7 protein-coding genes are annotated in these 18,107 nt (G+C 43.9%); 3 read left to right on the forward strand and 4 right to left on the reverse strand.

The window, feature by feature from the left end; genetic code table 11:
- Nucleotides 1-126: 126 nt before the first annotated feature.
- Together psbD and psbC are read left to right on the forward strand one after the other, a co-directional pair.
- Complete coding sequence (gene psbD, locus AC2D3N_RS15160; protein WP_079678541.1) at nucleotides 127-1,185, forward strand: photosystem II D2 protein (photosystem q(a) protein); 1,059 nt, start codon at nucleotides 127-129, stop codon at nucleotides 1,183-1,185.
- Entirely contained in the window at nucleotides 1,169-2,551 is a 1,383-nt protein-coding gene (psbC, locus tag AC2D3N_RS15165; RefSeq protein WP_079678543.1) for a photosystem II reaction center protein CP43, read from the forward strand. The genes psbD and psbC overlap by 17 nt, the downstream gene beginning before the upstream one ends.
- A gap of 198 nt (nucleotides 2,552-2,749) precedes the next feature.
- Here the strand turns inward: psbC and AC2D3N_RS15170 are convergent, their stop codons facing one another.
- The 3 genes from AC2D3N_RS15170 to purD form a co-directional block, all read right to left on the reverse strand.
- Nucleotides 2,750-4,732: an N-acetylmuramoyl-L-alanine amidase gene (locus tag AC2D3N_RS15170; RefSeq protein ID WP_484691362.1), complete on the reverse strand. Its 1,983-nt coding sequence runs from the start codon at nucleotides 4,730-4,732 to the stop codon at nucleotides 2,750-2,752.
- 356 nt (nucleotides 4,733-5,088) lie between these two features.
- Nucleotides 5,089-7,299, reverse strand: a complete 2,211-nt coding sequence (locus tag AC2D3N_RS15175) for an ATP-binding protein (protein WP_484693763.1) — start codon at nucleotides 7,297-7,299, stop codon at nucleotides 5,089-5,091.
- A 447-nt stretch (nucleotides 7,300-7,746) separates the two neighbouring features.
- Nucleotides 7,747-9,018: a phosphoribosylamine--glycine ligase gene (gene purD / locus AC2D3N_RS15180; protein ID WP_484691363.1), complete on the reverse strand. Its 1,272-nt coding sequence runs from the start codon at nucleotides 9,016-9,018 to the stop codon at nucleotides 7,747-7,749.
- A 343-nt stretch (nucleotides 9,019-9,361) separates the two neighbouring features.
- On the opposite strand from purD, the gene AC2D3N_RS15185 reads away from it, so the two are divergent.
- A complete protein-coding gene (locus tag AC2D3N_RS15185) occupies nucleotides 9,362-9,760 on the forward strand; it encodes a hypothetical protein (protein ID WP_484691364.1) in 399 nt (132 codons plus the stop codon).
- Nucleotides 9,761-9,904: 144 nt separating this feature from the next.
- On the opposite strand, the gene AC2D3N_RS15190 is transcribed toward AC2D3N_RS15185, so the two are convergent.
- On the reverse strand, nucleotides 9,905-18,094 hold the full coding sequence (locus AC2D3N_RS15190; protein WP_484691365.1) for a Calx-beta domain-containing protein: 8,190 nt from the start codon (nucleotides 18,092-18,094) through the stop codon (nucleotides 9,905-9,907).
- Nucleotides 18,095-18,107 lie beyond the last annotated feature (13 nt).

The raw sequence follows: 18,107 nt of genomic DNA on the forward strand, positions 1-18,107 counted from the left end.
CATGATTCCCACAGAAGGTCAAACCAGTAAAAGGGTCAACCCAGGCAAAAATCGCAATTCCGATTGATTGCTGGGTACTTCACGAAGGATAATGTTTTACATAAACCCAAGAGGATCGTTCACCCAATGACTATAGCAGTCGAACGGCCGCAAGTTGAGAGAGGCACCTTTGATGTCCTCGACGACTGGCTCAAACGCGATCGCTTCGTCTTCGTGGGTTGGTCAGGAGTTCTGCTGTTCCCCTGTGCTTATCTAGCTCTCGGTGGCTGGTTAACTGGAACAACCTTTGTGACTTCCTGGTACACCCACGGTTTAGCAAGCTCTTATTTAGAAGGCTGCAATTTCATCACCGCCGCCGTCAGTAGCCCCGCCAACAGCTTGGGACATTCCCTGCTGTTCCTCTGGGGGCCAGAAGCTCAGTGGGATTTCACTCGCTGGTGTCAACTGGGCGGTTTATGGGCTTTTATTGCCCTCCACGGTGCTTTTGCCCTGATCGGCTTTTGTCTGCGTCAGTTGGAAATTGCCCGTTTAGTCGGTATTCGTCCCTATAACGCCATTGCCTTTACTGGGCCGATTGCGGTGTTCGTCAGTGTATTTCTGATGTACCCCTTGGGTCAGTCTAGTTGGTTCTTTGGCCCTAGCTTTGGGGTAGCTGGAATCTTCCGGTTTATTCTGTTCCTGCAAGGCTTCCATAACTGGACGCTGAACCCCTTCCACATGATGGGAGTGGCGGGAATCTTGGGTGGTGCGCTGTTGTGCGCTATTCACGGAGCGACGGTGGAAAATACTCTGTTTGAGGATGGAGACAAAGCCAATACGTTCCGGGCTTTTGAACCGACTCAAGCGGAAGAAACCTATTCGATGGTGACCGCCAACCGTTTTTGGTCACAAATTTTCGGGATTGCTTTTTCCAACAAACGCTGGTTACACTTCTTCATGTTGTTTGTGCCCGTCACGGGCTTGTGGATGAGTTCCATCGGGATTGTGGGTTTAGCACTGAACCTACGGGCTTATGATTTCGTCTCCCAGGAATTACGGGCGGCGGAAGATCCTGAATTTGAAACGTTCTATACCAAGAACATTCTGTTAAATGAAGGTCTGCGGGCTTGGATGGCTCCTGCGGATCAACCCCACGAAAACTTTATTTTCCCTGAGGAGGTATTACCGCGTGGTAACGCTCTCTAATACTTCTTATGTCGGCGGCCGTGACCTAGAATCCACTGGATTCGCCTGGTGGTCAGGTAATGCCCGTCTGATTAATTTGTCCGGTAAGTTGCTGGGCGCTCACGTTGCTCACGCTGGTTTGATCGTGTTCTGGGCTGGGGCGATGACCCTGTTTGAAGTGGCTCACTTCGTTCCTGAAAAGCCCATGTATGAACAGGGTTTGATCCTGATCCCCCACATGGCTACCCTCGGATGGGGTGTGGGCCCTGGTGGTGAAGTGATCGATACCTTCCCCTACTTCGTGATTGGGGTTCTGCACTTAATTTCCTCTGCGGTTTTGGGTTTAGGCGGCATTTATCATGCTGTCCGTGGCCCGGAAGTCTTAGAAGAATATTCTTCTTTCTTTGGTTACGACTGGAAAGACAAAAACCAAATGACTAATATTATCGGGTATCACCTGATTCTGTTAGGTCTGGGTGCTTTCCTGTTAGTCTTCAAAGCCATGTTCTTTGGCGGTGTCTATGACACTTGGGCACCTGGTGGTGGTGATGTCCGCATCATTACCAACCCCACCCTCAACCCAGGGGCGATCTTTGGTTATCTAACTAAAGCTCCCTTTGGTGGAGAAGGCTGGATCATCGGTGTTGACAACATGGAAGACATCATCGGTGGTCATATCTGGATTGGTCTGATCTGCATTGCTGGCGGTATCTGGCACATCCTAACCAAACCCTTTGGCTGGGCACGTCGGGCTTTAATCTGGTCTGGAGAAGCTTATCTGTCCTACAGTTTGGGCGCTCTGTCCCTGATGGGCTTTATCGCTGCTTCTTATGTTTGGTTCAATAATACTGCTTATCCCAGCGAGTTCTACGGCCCCACAAACGCTGAATCTTCTCAGGCTCAGTCCTTTGTGTTCTTAGTCCGTGACCAAAAACTGGGAGCCAATATCGGTTCTGCCCAAGGCCCGACGGGTCTGGGTAAATACCTGATGCGTTCTCCGACTGGGGAAATCATCTTTGGTGGAGAAACCATGCGCTTCTGGGATTTCCGTGGCCCCTGGTTAGAGCCTCTGCGTGGGCCGAATGGTCTTGACCTCAACAAGCTGAAAAACGATATCCAACCTTGGCAAATTCGTCGCGCTTCTGAGTACATGACCCACGCCCCTAACGGTTCGATTAACTCCGTGGGTGGGATCATTACCGAAGCTCAAGGGTTTAACTATGTTAACCCCCGGGCTTGGTTGGCTGGTTTCCACTTTATCGTGGGCTTCTTCTTCTTGATTGGTCACCTCTGGCACGCGGGTCGCGCCCGGGCTGCGGTGGCTGGCTTTGAGAAAGGCATTGACCGGAAATCGGAAGCTGTACTTTCTATGCCTAACTTAGACTAGGTAGGGTTTTACCTAGACGTCTAATCACTGCTTAGATTGTTAATTAAAGACCCTGCCTGATTCTTCAGGTGGGGTTTTTAATGATTTTGTTTTGAACAGGTTCCCCAACATTCAACAAATACGGTTTCTTAGAAGATGGATATAGCAGGCAACAGTCAACAGTCAACAGTCAACGGTTAACTGTTAACTGTTGACCTTTTAATATCGGTTATCCCTTAAATATTGCAGAATCCCTTGGGCGATCGCTTGGGCCATGCGCCCCCGTTGAGAGGGATCGCCTAACATATAGGCATCATAATTATTAGTGACAAACCCCGTTTCCACTAATATCGAAGGCATAGAAGTATTTCGCAGCACATAAAAACGAGCGGTTTTAATACCCCGATTAGGGATTTGGGAAAAACTACTAATCACGCTGTTGTGAATATATTGGGCTAGACGATCTCCGCTGCTGTAGTAGTAGGTTTCAATCCCACTAGCCGCCGCATTCGTAGCCGCATTGGCGTGAATACTCACAAACAAAGTCGCATTTATCCGATTCGCCATGTCTACCCGGGGTTCTAACTCAACGGTGCGATCATCCAAACGAGTCATCACCGCCTGTACTCCATTTTGCTGCAAAATCTGCGCCACCTGTTGAGAAATCGAGAAGACAACATCTTTTTCTTGCAGTCCTCCCACACCGACAGCACCAGCATCACTACCCCCATGTCCAGGATCAATAATTACCACCGCCCGACCATTGGAAATCGGATTATTAGCGGGGGGATTAACGGTACGGGGGGGAAAGGGGAAAGGATTGGGATTCGTTCGAGGAGGATTAGTCCGGGGGGGGAAAGGTGAAGGATTAGGATTAGTTCTGGGGGGAAAGGGTCTGGGGTTAGGAGTGGGAACCGTAGCAAAGGGGGGACGAACCGAAGTTCTAGTTCCTAAGCCCTCTCCCACAAAAGCTAAGGCAAGCTGTTGAGGGCTCCCTTGGCTAATTTGTCCCACTTCAATCCGGGTTGCCGGTTTAATTAACAGGGTGAAGGTTTGGGGATCTTCCCGACGTACCCTTGTCCAAATAATCGGACTTCCCACCTGTCGTTGTGGTAAGGCAACGCCTTCAGCCAAGGCTGCGGAGAAAAAGGTAATACTATAGGACTGAGTTTGATTATCCCAACCGCTACTATAGTTCAGAGGCTGATCGGCTTGGATCAGAAGTTGTTGATTGCGGATTTCAACGGAACGAATTTGGGCAAATCCCCCCGACAATTGAACGGCTGGGGGAGTGCTTCCCTGGGGCCAAACAGCCACTCCTCCGGCCGATGACCGGGCTTGCCAGTTTTGATTCCGTTGCGGGGTACTCATGGTTACCCGAACGACTGGGGGGTTATTTGAGAGTTGGGTGACTTGAGAAACCGTCACCCCATCTCGGTTGACCTGTTTTCCAGTGCCGTTTGAACGGGCAGCTAAGGTGGCACCTAGAATATCCAAAGTCATCCAACTCCGATCTTGACTTTGTTTAAATTCAATATCAGCCATTTTGCCCGTGGTATGCAGCACAATCCCATTATCCCGCACCTCGACTTGAGCTAAGGTGGTTTGAGGCTGCTGGGAAATAGAACGATTAACGGTCTGTTGAGGTAGGGTCGCAGGCAGACGAGCAGGTGCAGGAGGTCTGAGAGGAGGAGTTTGAGGTATAGCTAGAGCAGGACGGGTTGTTGCTGTTACCTGAGTAGGAGTAGGTGTGCCGACGGCTTGAGGCGAGGGTAGTTGTACCGTCCACTGAGTCGGGGAAATCCCCCTAAATTGTACTCCTTGAGGATCGAGAGTATAACCATCAACTAATTCCACCACAATCCTTGTGGTTTGGTTATCGACTTGACCGACTCGAATTTCTCGAATTGCTCCTCCAATTAATTGTTGACGGTTGACGCCCCCTAAACTGGTTCCGGGTAAATCAATGACTAATCGGGCGGGGTTGGAGAGCAGTTGAGCTTTGGGTTGTACCCCCCCATCGGTGGTGAAGCTGAGGCGGTTTTGAGAGCTTTCAAATTGCCAAGATTGCAGACTGGCTGCTTTGGCGGGAGAGGTCAGGATAAAAAAGCTGACGAAACCAGGCATTAACCAACGCAAAAATAGAGTTTTTCCCATTCGTGACACGCTAAGAACCTTAATTAACAATTGAATTTGGGTCAAGGTTTGACACTCCCACAGCCACACCAAAAAGGGATTCTAAGATGTCGTCGGTCATTGCCGGACAATCCGAGGCTTGAATCCTAACACCATAACTAAACACGGCGATCTGTCTTTTCTGAACAGAATCAACAAAGCGAGTGCATCATATCATAGTTTAGCGATCGCCTACGACAGCAGATAACCCATCACCAGTTTGAAAGGATTTTCCTGTAGCATAGTTAAGGATTAATTAATCGCTTTCACCAAGATTTAGGTCTAACTTTTGATGTGTTCCCTCTGAGGTTAATCATTTATTATCACTGTTTTTCATCGGTTGCTGCATTAATTCAGTACGATCATGATGGATTTTCGTGATCCTATCCTTTAGCAATAGAGATCGAGGGTTCCCCCATAAAAACATCATTACTAAAAGATGAAGATGGCGTTTCTTCCTGAGATACTACTAAATCAAACCAAAAGGTTGTTCCGATGCCTAACTCACTAATTAAATGAACTTGACTTCGATGTTTTTCAATAATATTTTTCACAATAGACAATCCTAATCCCGTTCCTTCTAAGGTATGAACTCGATTTTCTACCCGGAAGAAACGAGTAAAAATAGCATCTTGGTCTTCCGGTGCAATTCCAGTTCCCGTATCGGAAACTTCAGTTCTAATATAACGAGTTTTAGGTGAATTTCCCGTTAAATGTAAATCGATAGGACGAGGAGGGGGTGGGGAAATAATCCAGCCTCCTTTTTCAATTTCTTCGACTTCTTGATTTTTCTTAAAATCATCTTCTTCTAATAGATAAACTCGAATGATTACCCGTCCCCCCGAAGTGGTAAATTTCAGAGCATTTCCGACCAAATTAGTTAAGACTTGCAATAATAAATCATAATGTCCTAACACCAAGGGTAAATCTGGTTCTATTTCTCTACTCAGTTCAATTCCTTTATCCTTGGCATTTAGTTGATAGGTTCTCAAAGTTTGTTCTACCACTTGTGCCATATCAACGGGTTCAAAATTATAGATACGACAGGATTCTAAGCGAGACAAATCTAACACATCATTGACTAAACGAGTTAAACGGTCAGTTTCATGGTTGGCGGTAGCCAAAAACTCCTGTCGCTGTTCTTCGGTTAAATCCTCTCCATAATCATGCAGGGTTTCAATAAAGGATTTAATATTAAATAATGGTGTCCTTAATTCATGGGAGATATTACTAATAAACTGACTCTTAGCATCATTTAACTCGACCTCACGGGTGATATCCTGAATTGTCATTGCAATCCCTTTTAAACTTTCCCGATAATTGTCTTCCCCGGGAGAATTTGACATCGGATTATAGTCATATAAAGTACATTCCTGAACATGGGGACGTTCGGATAATTCACAACTATTATCCGTATCATGAATACAGCTATGACAAAGGGGTTCAGCACCTGGAGATTTATGTAATAAAACCGTGGTTAATAAAATCCGTAATGTCCGATTTGTTGGTTCTCCCAGGGAACAACGAAACTCTCCGCCATCTAAATTTCCACTGGCAATTTTTTGTAAAGGTTGTGATAATTCTTCTACCACCATTGGCGGTAAAAAATTGAGAACATTATTACCAATAACCGTTGTACCTTCCCAGCTAAATAGACGTCGGGCGGTGGGATTCACTAAAATTAAATTTAGTTCAGCATCAATTAAAACCGCCCCATCGGCAATGGTGGAAACCAAGGTTTCTAACTTGGCTTTTTCTGCGGTTAATTCTTCAATATTTTGTTCTTCAAAGCTTTCTAGGCGTTCTGCCATTTCATTGAAACTGGAAATTAATTCCCCCAATTCTCCCCCAAAGGGTAAATCAACCCGTTGATTAAAATTTCCTATGGCAATATTTTTAACTCCTTGGACTAATTCTTTAATCGGTTGAGTAATAGTTAAAGCATTAAATACCGCCCCTAAAATTACCATTACCCAAATTGAAACAAATACCGCTAAAGTCACATCCCGGGTTAAATTTGATGACACAACAACGGTAGGATTAGGATTAATTCCAATGGCTAAAATCCCTAAATAATTCCCATTGTGCATCATCGGCACAAAAACATCCGTCACCTCTCCGGCGGGTGTTAAATGTTGTCTCACCATTGGCAAATCGGCAAAATTTCCTGACTGTACACTAGCCAAAAAATTATCGGGTAATTGCATCCGCCGCCGCAGGGTTAAGGAATTTTGTACCGCCGAATCAGAAAAGGGCAAACCCAGATAAATTTCCCCCTCTTGATCTGCATATAACATATAACGGACACTGGAGGTACTGGTGTAAAATTGACGGGAAAATCGTGCGACTTCATCCCGTTTTTCTTCCGCAATTAAGGGGGAGACATTGGCGGCCAAAAGTAACCCTAAATCTCGACCGTAACGGGTATCGTTGATGCGAGCATCTTCTTGAATCGTGTTGACGGCCCAAAACGTTAAACTACTCATCAACAGAGAAACTACCAGGGTCGCCCCCGCCATTAACCGAGTTTGCAGGGTAAACTCTGACCACCATCTGCCAATAATCTCACCTATTTTTTTGAGGAGTTTCAACATTTGTTGACGATTTGGGGGTTGACGGTTGAGGGGTAACTCTGTGTTCATCGGCGATACGGGAATGATTTGGTGATCTGTCCATATACCATATTTGCCTATAGAGACCCAGAGTTGTGTCCCAATACAGCGTTAAGTTTTGTTAACACACACTATACATAGTAACAGGAGACGGGGAAAGCGGGGGAGCAGGGGGAGCAGGGGAGGCAGGGGGAGCAGGGGAGGCAGGGGAGGCAGGGGGAGCAGGGGAGGCAGGGGAGGCAGGGGAGGTGGGGGGAGCAGGGGAGGCAGGGGGAGCAGGGGGAGCAGGGGGAGCAGGGGAGGCAGGGGGAGCAGGGGGAGCAGGGGGAGCAGGGGGAGCAGGGGAGGTAGAGGGGGAGCGAGGACGCTCGCATTGCAAGAGTTGTAGGATTTTGAAATCTGGAATTTAGATGCCGAATAGCCTAAGCATCAACCATCAACCGTTACCCGACAACCGATATCTCGACGATAATAGAGTCCCTCAAAATTGATACAATCAACGGCTTTGTAGGTTTGGGTGATGGCCTCTTTGAAAGTAGACCCAATGGCCGTAACCCCTAAAACTCGTCCGCCGTCGGTGAGAATTTGGCCGTCTTGTAGTTTAGTTCCCGCATGAAATACGATCGCTCCCGATGCTTCTGCGTCTTCTATTCCGGTGATCACTTTGCCCTTTTGATAGGAACCAGGATAACCCCCGGAGGCTAATACCACACACACAGAAACCCCCGATTTCCAGGTTAAAGCAACCTGTTCTAGCCGCTGTTCACAACAGGCGAGTAGGACTTCTTCTAGGGGGGTTTCTAAGAGGGCGAGAACCGTTTGGGTTTCGGGGTCGCCAAACCGACAGTTAAATTCCAATACCTGAATTTCACCTTCCGGGGAAATCATCAACCCGGCATAGACCACCCCCCGATAATCAATACCCCGTTGACGCAGGGTGGCTAAAGTGGGTTCTAAGACCGACTGTTGCACGCGAGACAGCAGTTCCGGGGGGAGAATGGGAGTGGGAGCATAGGCCCCCATGCCCCCCGTATTCGGGCCAGTATCCCCCTCTCCGACCTGTTTATGGTCTTGGGCTGGAACTAATGGCCGAATAGTTAACCCGTCGGTGAGGGCGAGTACGGATACTTCCTGTCCGGTTAGAAAGTCCTCCACCACTACCCGCAGGTTATCCTGGCCAAATTCCCCGGCGAAAATAGTATCTATCGCTTCATGGGCCATTTCCACGGTGGTTGCAACGGTGACGCCCTTTCCTGCGGCTAACCCATCGGCTTTGACCACGATAGGAGCGGTTTGAATATAAGCCTTAGCGCTGGCTGCATCTGTGAAGACGGCCGCCTTAGCCGTAGGAATTCCGGCGTCTTCCATGAAGGCTTTAGACCAGGCTTTACTGGCTTCGAGTTGCGCCCCGGCTTGGTTGGGGCCGAATACTTTAATATTATGTTGTTGCAAATAGTCGGTAATTCCTAGGGCGAGGGGTAATTCTGGCCCGACTACCACTAGGGAAATATCCTGATTTTGAACTAAGTTTTTGATCCCTTCAAAGTCTTCTACGGAAATCGGATAATTTTCACAGCCTTTGAGGGTGGCTGTCCCGCCATTTCCCGGGGTACAAAATACTTTTTCAACGTTGGGCGACTGGAGTAATGTCCAGGCGATCGCGTGTTCCCGTCCCCCATTTCCCACTACTAGAATTTTCACGGTTTTTTGTTCTCAAATTGATTAGCAGTTTTTGATTGTACAATTGTGGCGGTTGTTTTTACATCCGTTGAGGATTGCTATATTCTAACCTAAAAAGATAACTTTAAAAATACCTACATGACTCTGTAGGGGCGAGGCGCGCCTCGCCCCTACGATGATTGAATTTCAAGCCATTTCTACAACAGATTAAAATTTGCTATCTATAATTTAGTATAATTTAAAAATTAATTTGCTTTTGAGGTTAAACCCCATGACTGATAATTTTTATCCTTTAACTTGTGATGAAGATCTTTTATTGATTGATAAAGATACTTTTACTGTTGCTCGCTTTAAATAATTCGCGATGGATTTTTTTAATAAAACAATATATGATGACAGATACTCATCAAATAAAAGGCTTCCGATTTTTGAATCTCTTAATAATTATCGCTATGGAATTGATAAAAAACTTTCCCTAGGATTAACACAAAGCTCTTGGAGTAATGTTAGTGAGTCTGTTGAATGTAAATTACTAAGTTTAACTTCTGGCAAAGGTTGGATCAGTGGTAAATTAATTATAAAAAGCACTGTTAATCTTTTTCCTGAAGACTATAAAAACTTTACTTATGATCCAAAATCTCCATCTTACCCCAAATCGGAAATTGACATGGAATTACAATTCTGTCCAGACGAACCCGAATTATTAGAAACCTCCGATTCTTCCTTAGATGAATTGAGAAAACAATTACAAATTCATAAATAATAAAGTTCGTTGTTACGATGCGTCGTCCCTGCTCATGCGCTAAAGCGCAACAACAAGCGCAACAACGAGCTACGCCATCGTAGTCTAAAAAAAAGAGGTATCACACTTACTTTATCGACATTCCTTATGATAATTTTTAAGGTTTTAAATAAAATCACTACTATCTAAATCCGTAGCTGTAATATTCTGGATAATTGCTAAATATTGACCATTAGATTTAAGTTGAACTAGAGTATAATTAATAAAAATCCCGGTTCCTTGGATAATATTTAATTGTTCAAAGGTTAAATTGGGAGATAATTCAATAATATCTTGAGTCAGGGTAAAATCCTTAATAATATCAACCTGATTTAGATCATCACTGGCTGTTTCCTGATTAATCACAAACACATCATTCCCCGAAAATCCAGTTAAAATATCAGTTCCCACCCCCCCATCTAAACGATCATTTCCGAAACCTCCAAAAAGTTGATCGTTACTTTCTTCTCCATATAAACGGTCATCTCCTAACCCCCCAAACAGAATATCATCTCCAATTCCTCCAAAGATAAAATCATTTTCTCTCCCTCCTAATAAAACATCATTTCCTTCATCTCCCAATAAAAGATCGACATTATTTTGACCTAAAATTACATCATTTCCCCCTTTTCCAGACAAATCATCATTCCCGTCTCGTCCATAAATCACATCATCAAATACTGAACCCGTCACCCGGTCATCCTTGTTACCCACACCAATTGCATCGGGTTCGATTAAGTTAATAATCTCGCCCACATTATCATTATCATGAATTACGATTTCATTCACCGCCGATAATCCTTGATAACGACTATCCGTACTAATTGTTTGATGGGTGATAATGCTTGTATGTTGACGTTCATCTAGGGTATCATCGATGGAATTAACCGTAACGGTTTGGGGAATATTCCAATTTTCTGGAGTAAAAAATAAGACGGTTTGATTAACATTTAACTGTGGGTCGGTGGAAAGATTGACTTCCACATTCGCAATGGGTTCACTGGTTAAAACAACTTTATAATTTGCAGAACCAAATCCTTCCCAGAGTTCGGTTGTTCTTAGGGGTTGAAGAATATTAATTCCGGCTGTTCCTGGCGGTAAAGGAGCATCATTTTCGGTAATATTAACAGTTAGTAATGTGCTACTCACACCATCAATTAAAATCGGAACCTGATTTTGATAGTTAGTATCGGAACTATTAACCGTATGAACTAAGGTACTGGTATGAATTGTATCTTCAATATCTTGATCATCCACCGCTTTCACCGTCACCGTTTGGGGTTTATTCCAGTTTTCTGAGGTAAAAGTGAGTTTTTTCGGGCTATCTTCTCCGTTACCTAAGTCGGTTTGACTATCGGGGGTAATCGTCACGGTGACATCGGCGGTGGGTTTACTATTGAGAACGACGCTATAGGTGTCGGTGAGTCCATCTTCACTAACATCGGTGCGATTATCAGTTTGGGTAATCTTGACCGAGGCGGTGTCATTGTCGGTAATCCGCGTTACCACATCAGGCAGTGTTACCTTAGCATACTGAGGGTCAGTGGTTGTGATGCGGTGGCGAATCGGGGTAATAAACTCAGACTCAGCAATATTATCATCAACGGCGGTGACGGTAACGGTTTGAGGTGTATTCCAATTATTGACATCAAAGGTAATCGCTGAAATGGGTTGAAGTGGGTCGCCTGTTTCAAAATCAATTGTTACAGGGGCGGTGGGTTTTGCGGTTAAACTGATTTGATAGGTGTTGCTATTTCCTCCTTCGGTTACTCCCAGGGTTGGGGAACTAATTAAAATAGTAGGAGGGGGGTCATTATCAGTAATTTCCACCGCCACGGAACTAATATTAATTCCATTATAATTTTTATCGGAACTAATAGCGGTGTGGGTAATACTCGCAGTCCGATTATTTTGAAATTCTGTATCATCAATCGCTTCTACCGTGACTGTTTGAGGTTGATTCCAATTATCAGGATTAAAAGTAATTTCTGTAATTGGTTTTAGGGGGTCTCCCGAGTTAAATTGAATGGTAACGGGAGCGGTGGGTTGGGTGGTTAAGAAAATATTATAAGTTTCGGTTTTTTTCCCTTCTATAATATCTAAATTATTGGGATTAATCGAGACTCCGGCGGAATCATTGTCGGTAATTTCTACCGTAACTGGATTGGTTTTTAACCCGTTATAGGTGATATCAGAACTGCTAACCGTGGAGGTAATAATTGCTTGATGGAGGGATTCCAATAAATTATCATCCGTTGCGGTAACGGTGACGGTTTGGGGGATATTCCAGTTATTAGAATTAAAGGTAATATCCGGTAGAGGTTGGAGTTGAGTATTGCTCTTAAAGGTTAGGGTGACATCTGCGGTCGGTACGGTGGTTAATAGGATTTGAAATATTCCGGTTGCGCCGCCTTCTGTCGCCGTAATTAATAAGGGAGAAATAGAAATTCCGGCGGAATCATTATCGGTAATATTAACCGTAACATCGGGAATCAATACATTAGAATATTGTACATCATTGGTTTGGAGGGTATGACGAATTAAACTCTGATGATTTCCTTCAACTAAGTTATCATCCGTTGCAGTTATTGTCACGGTTTGGGGAGTATTCCAATTGTTTTGATCAAAAGTGAGGGGGGTAATAGGATTAATTTGATTATCCAGATTAAAATTAATGGTAACAGGTTCCGTGGGAATACTATTGAGAACTAGGGTATAATTTCCGGTGACTCCTGCTTCAGTGGCTGAAATTTGGGTGGGGTTAATCGTAATTCCAGTTTGGTTGTTATCAATGATTTCTAAATTGGCGGTCGTTTGGGTTCCAAGCAGGGTTCCCGCGTTGGGGTTTACTAAGGTTAATGTTAAGTTTTCTGGGTTTTCAGCTACGTTATCATCATTAATCGGAATAGTCAGGGTTTTTGAGGTTTCGTTGGCGGCGAAATTAACAACAATGGGAGTCGCAATAAAGTCCTCTCCCGCAATTGCTGTTCCACTATTGAGTTGTACCTCAACGGAGGAGGATTGAGAGATATTTCCGCTACGATTTAAGGTAATTTGATTTCCAATAATTGTCCCATTTTCATTGGTTTGATATTGTGATTGGGAAAAGTTAATGGTTGCGGGAGAGTTATCATCATTTTGTAGAGTTAAGGTGGTGGTTGATGGGTTTCCAGCTGTTCCTCCAGCACTAAAACTAGAGAGTTGCAATTCAATAGTTTCATCGAGTTCTAAGGTAGTGTCTCCTAGGATTTCAACGGGTAAAACAGCTTGGGTTTGACCCGCAGCAAAGTTAACGGTTAAACTATTAATTAAATAATCATCTCCCTGGGTAGCAGTCCCTCCGATAATACTCAAAGTAACGGTTTCTGGGAGATTAATATTTCCAGTTCGATTCAGGGTAATAACTTGAGAACTATTAGAACTATTTCCTTCAGGTATGGTATAATTAGCTGCACTAAAATTATAGGTTAATGGGATATCATTATCAACGATAGTTAGGTTAGCTGCGGTTGTAGTTCCTAATATTAATCCCGAAGAAGGATTTAAGATTTTAATATTGGCTATTTCATCCCCCTCAACTTCCTTATCATCATTAATCTTTAAAGTCACAGTGCCAATATTAGTGTCTTGATTAATGACTATTTGAGGATTAGATAGGATATAATCGTTGGGAGTAATTCCGGTTCCCGTAATATTAATATCCAGGGTTTGATTTTGCGTCACCCCGGCGGCGACGGTTGCGGTTAGGGTGACAATGGTTGCTTCTGCTTCAGTTGCGGTTACGGTATCAATGGAGAGGTTAATTATCGGGATATCGTTATCACTATTAGTCACGGTGATATCGTCGGGATTAAGATTATTATATTTGGGGTCAAGACTAATAACTGGGTCGGTAATAATGGTATAGGGAATATTACCGTCCACAATATTATCATCGACTCCGGTAATGACAACGGTTTGGGGAAGATTCCAGTTGGTGGAATTGAAGGTAATTTTAGAAGTTGATAGGCTTCCTTCCTTGGGGTTACTGCTGTTAAGAGTTAGGGTAACGTCGGCGGTGGGTTGGGATTTTAAGCTGAGATTAAAGTTAGCTGTCCCTCCAACTTCGGTGGTGCTTAAACCACTGGTGGGGTTAATGGTAATTCCGGGGATATCGTTATCAGTATTAGTGACGGTGATATCGTCGGGATTAAGATTATTATATTTGGGGTCAAGACTAATAACTGGGTCGGTAATAATGGTATAGGGAATATTACCGTCCACAATATTATCATCGACTCCGGTAATGACAACGGTTTGGGGAAGATTCCAGTTGGTGGAATTGAAGGTAATTTTAGAAGTTGATAGGCTTCCTTCCTTGGGGTTACTGCTGTTAAGAGTTAGGGTAACGTCGGTGGTGGGTTGGGATTTTAAGCTGAGATTAAAGTTAGCTGTCCCTCCAACTTCGGTGGTGCTCAAACCACTGGTAGGGTTAATGGTAATTCCGGGGATATCGTTATCAGTATTAGTGACGGTGATATCGTCGGGATTAAGATTATTATATTTGGGGTCAAGACTAATAACTGGGTCGGTAATAATGGTATAGGGAATATTACCATCCACAATATTATCATCGACTCCGGTAATGATCACGGTTTGGGGAAGATTCCAGTTGGTGGAATTGAAGGTAATTTTAGAAGTTGATAGGCTTCCTTCCTTGGGGTTACTGCTGTTAAGAGTTAGGGTAACGTCGGCGGTGGGTTGGGATTTTAAGCTGAGATTAAAGTTAGCTGTCCCTCCAACTTCGGTGGTGCTTAAACCACTGGTGGGGTTAATGGTAATTCCGGGGATATCGTTATCTGTGATATTCACAGTAACCGTTGAGGCGACAATTCCATCTACCGTAAAGGGGACTAATATACCATTATAATTGGGGTCAGAACTTAAAGCAGAATGAGCCAGAATACTATTATGAATTCCCTCCGCAATAAAATCATCAACAGCCGTGACAGTAACAGTTTGAGGAGTTAAAGCTGTAGCATCCGCCGTAAAGTTTAAGTTGAGGGGAACACCCGCCCCCGCACCTAAATTAACTTCCGCATTTGAAGGAGTAATAGTAATCGTAACTGGCGCGGTCGGAATCGAATTTAGGACAATATTATAGGTATCGGATAGTCCTCCTTCCGTAATATCGGAACTACTTCCAGTTTGAGTAATACCCACACCACTAATATCATCATTGGCTAGGGTTAGGGTTGTATTTCCCTGGGTTCCAACGACTCCTAAACCACTAAATCCAGTTATCTGTAAATTCAGGGTTTCATCGGGTTCAAATCCAATATCCCCTAAAATTTCAATTGGGACAAAAGCATTGGTTTGATTGGCTGCAAAACCAACAGTAAACGGCCCTGTGGTATAATCAGTTCCTGGAGTTGCTGTTCCCGAAATAGCTGTAACAGTGACATTTTCTGCGACGGTAATATCCCCTGTTCTGATAATTTCTACCGTAGGAGGAATAGCCCTAATATTCCCTTCAGGTGTGGTATAATTAATACTACCAAAATTATAGGTGGGAGGGGGTACAATTAATGTAGCTTCCGGTGCAAAGGTAGATCGTCCAAAGGCAGTATCAACTGCTTGTACCGTCCAATAATAAGTGCCGTAGGGTAAATTATTTAATGTCCAGTTCAGATTATGATTAACATTACCCATTTGGGGTAAAGAAGGCATAGCCGAAATAATTTCAGACCCCCCAGGTGTTGTTCCAACCTGCAAATTATAGGTTAAACCCGTTACAGGGGTTTCAATATCCGTTGCCGGGTTCCAGCTAAAGTTAACCGTATTAGCTGTGATAATTGGGATATTTAAGCTGCTAGGAGGAGTGGGGAGGGTATTCGGAATTAAGGTATTATTTTGATAAATGTCTGCGAAAGGAGTACCAATATTATTACCCGTTAATAAAATATCTAACTTTCTATCATTATTAGCATCTCCCCAATGGGCTGAACCTTGACTAACACCCACTAATCCAGCAGCAATTTTAGTAAAAACATTAGCACCTTCATTTCGATAAACAATCGATTGGTCGGAACCTGTTACAACTAGATCGAGGTTGCCATTATTATCATAATCTCCCCAAGCCACCGAACTATCACCTAAACCAATTAATGAGGCGGCTGGGGAGAAAACTCCATTCGTGTTGGTATAAACTTGTGTAACTAAATTGGTAAGGCTATCAATTCCCGTTAGAGCAATGTCTAGGTCACCATCATTATCATAATCTCCCCAAGCTGCATCCCCATGATAAACACCGGGTAGGGCTGCATTAATATCTGTAAAAATTCCCCCATCGTTGCGATAAACTTTACTATAAGGGGCTAATAGATCCTCCCCTGTGATTAAGATATCTAAATCCCTATCATTATCATAATCCCCCCAAGCCACGGAACCATTTTGTAAACCAATTAGTAGAATTCCGCTATCAACAAAAGTGTTAGCTCCATCATTCCGATAAAGTTTAGTTGTGGGTATATTAGTTAAATAATCATTACCATTAATTAAAAGATCAATATCTCCATCATTATCATAATCTCCCCAGGCTAAATCACTGTGATAAAAATTCAGTAATCCAGCCCCAATATTATTAAAAATTCCCCCATCATTGCGATAGATTTGGGCTGTTCCAATGGTCAATTGATCATACCCGGCTAGGGCAATATCGAGGTTGCCATCATTGTTATAATCTCCCCAAGCTATCCCACCACTGGAAACCTCGGGGAGTGTGGCGACGGCGGTGAAGCTTCCCGGACTATTTTGATAGACCTTTGTGGGAGTATTAAACCCGGCAACCAAGGCGTCTAAAGCACCATCTTTGTTATAATCTCCCCAAACCCCGTCGCTACTTGTAGTTCCTGTTAGTCCAGCATTAGTGGGTTCAAAAGGAATAATACCCAACTTAGAAATGAAGATGTCCACACCCCCATTACTGGTAAGGTTAACTGTGCCTGCACTGGAGTCAAAGTCGGCAACACCATTGAACCAACCTGTAGTGTAAACATTGCCTAAATTATCTACAGTGATACTACGCGGAGAATCATCAGCAGTTCCCCCCTGTTGTCTCGCCCAAACAAAATTACCATTGGAGTCCAATTTGGAGATAAAGATATCTCCCTGTCCGGCAGAAGTTAGGTTGAATACACCGACACCGGGGTCAAAGTCCGCAGTTCCCGGAAACCGACCAGTGTTGTAGACATTCCCTAAACTATCTAGGGCTATATCGAATGGCACATCATCACCAATTCCCCCCTGTTGTTTTGCCCAAACAAAATTGCCACTGGAGTCCAGTTTGGAGATAAAAATGTCATTACTTCCAGCAAAAGAAGTGAAGCCAGTCACACCTGCACCGGGGTCAAAGTCCCCAGTCCCTTGAAAAATACCTACAGTGTAAACATTATCTAAGCTATCTAGGACAAGACCAGTTGAACTATCATTATTAGTCCCGCCCAGTGTTTTAACCCAAATAAAATTACCATTGGAGTCCAGTTTGGAGACAAAAACATCTGGATTTCCCAGAGAATTAGTATTAGAATTACCTAGACCCGGATCGAAATCTACACCAATGCCAGTAAACGAACCTGTTGTGTAGATATTTCCCAGGCTATCTAGGACTATACGAGTTGATAAATCATTATCAATTCCCCCCTGTTGTCTCGCCCAAACAAAATTACCATTGGAGTCCAATTTGGAGATAAAGATATCTCCCTGTCCGGCAGAAGTTAGATTAAATACACCGACACCGGGGTCAAAGTCCGCAGTCCCTTCAAAATTACCTGTAGTGTAGACATTGCCTAAACTGTCTACAGTTATGTCATACACAAAATCACCCAGAGTCCCCCCCAGTTGTTTTGCCCAAACAAAATTGCCATTGGAGTCCAATTTGGAAATAAAGCTGTCTTCCTGCCCCCCGGGAGTCGCAGCCAGGTTAAATACGCCAGCACCAGGATCAAAATCTATCGTCCCTAAAAAGCGGCCTGTGGTGTAGATATAGCCTAAGTTATCAACTCTAATACTACTAAGCCCATTGGTATCATCAGTATCACCAATCAGTGGTTTCGCCCAAACAAAATTGCCATTGCTATCGAATTTGGTAACGAATTTCTCATTAGCCCTAGCAGCAGTCAGATTAAAAATTCCTGCACTTGGGTCAAAGTCTACAGTCCCATTGAAAAAACCAATCGTGTAGACATTCCCCGCGCTGTCCACGGTGATGTCATAGCCAACGTCATCACCACTGCCCCCTAAATTCTTTGCCCAAATATAACTATTATTCTCTGGCATTCGTTTTACCTCT

The sequence above is a fragment of the Planktothrix sp. PLAVEN19ND genome (assembly GCF_057220675.1).

Coding starts and splice junctions, on each gene's coding strand:
- psbD (WP_079678541.1), top strand. CDS start 127: ATGACTATAGCAGTCGAACGGCCGCAAGTTGAGAGAGGCACCTTTGAT.
- AC2D3N_RS15175 (WP_484693763.1), bottom strand. CDS start 7,299: ATGTTGAAACTCCTCAAAAAAATAGGTGAGATTATTGGCAGATGGTGG.
- AC2D3N_RS15185 (WP_484691364.1), top strand. CDS start 9,362: ATGGATTTTTTTAATAAAACAATATATGATGACAGATACTCATCAAAT.
- AC2D3N_RS15190 (WP_484691365.1), bottom strand. CDS start 18,094: ATGCCAGAGAATAATAGTTATATTTGGGCAAAGAATTTAGGGGGCAGT.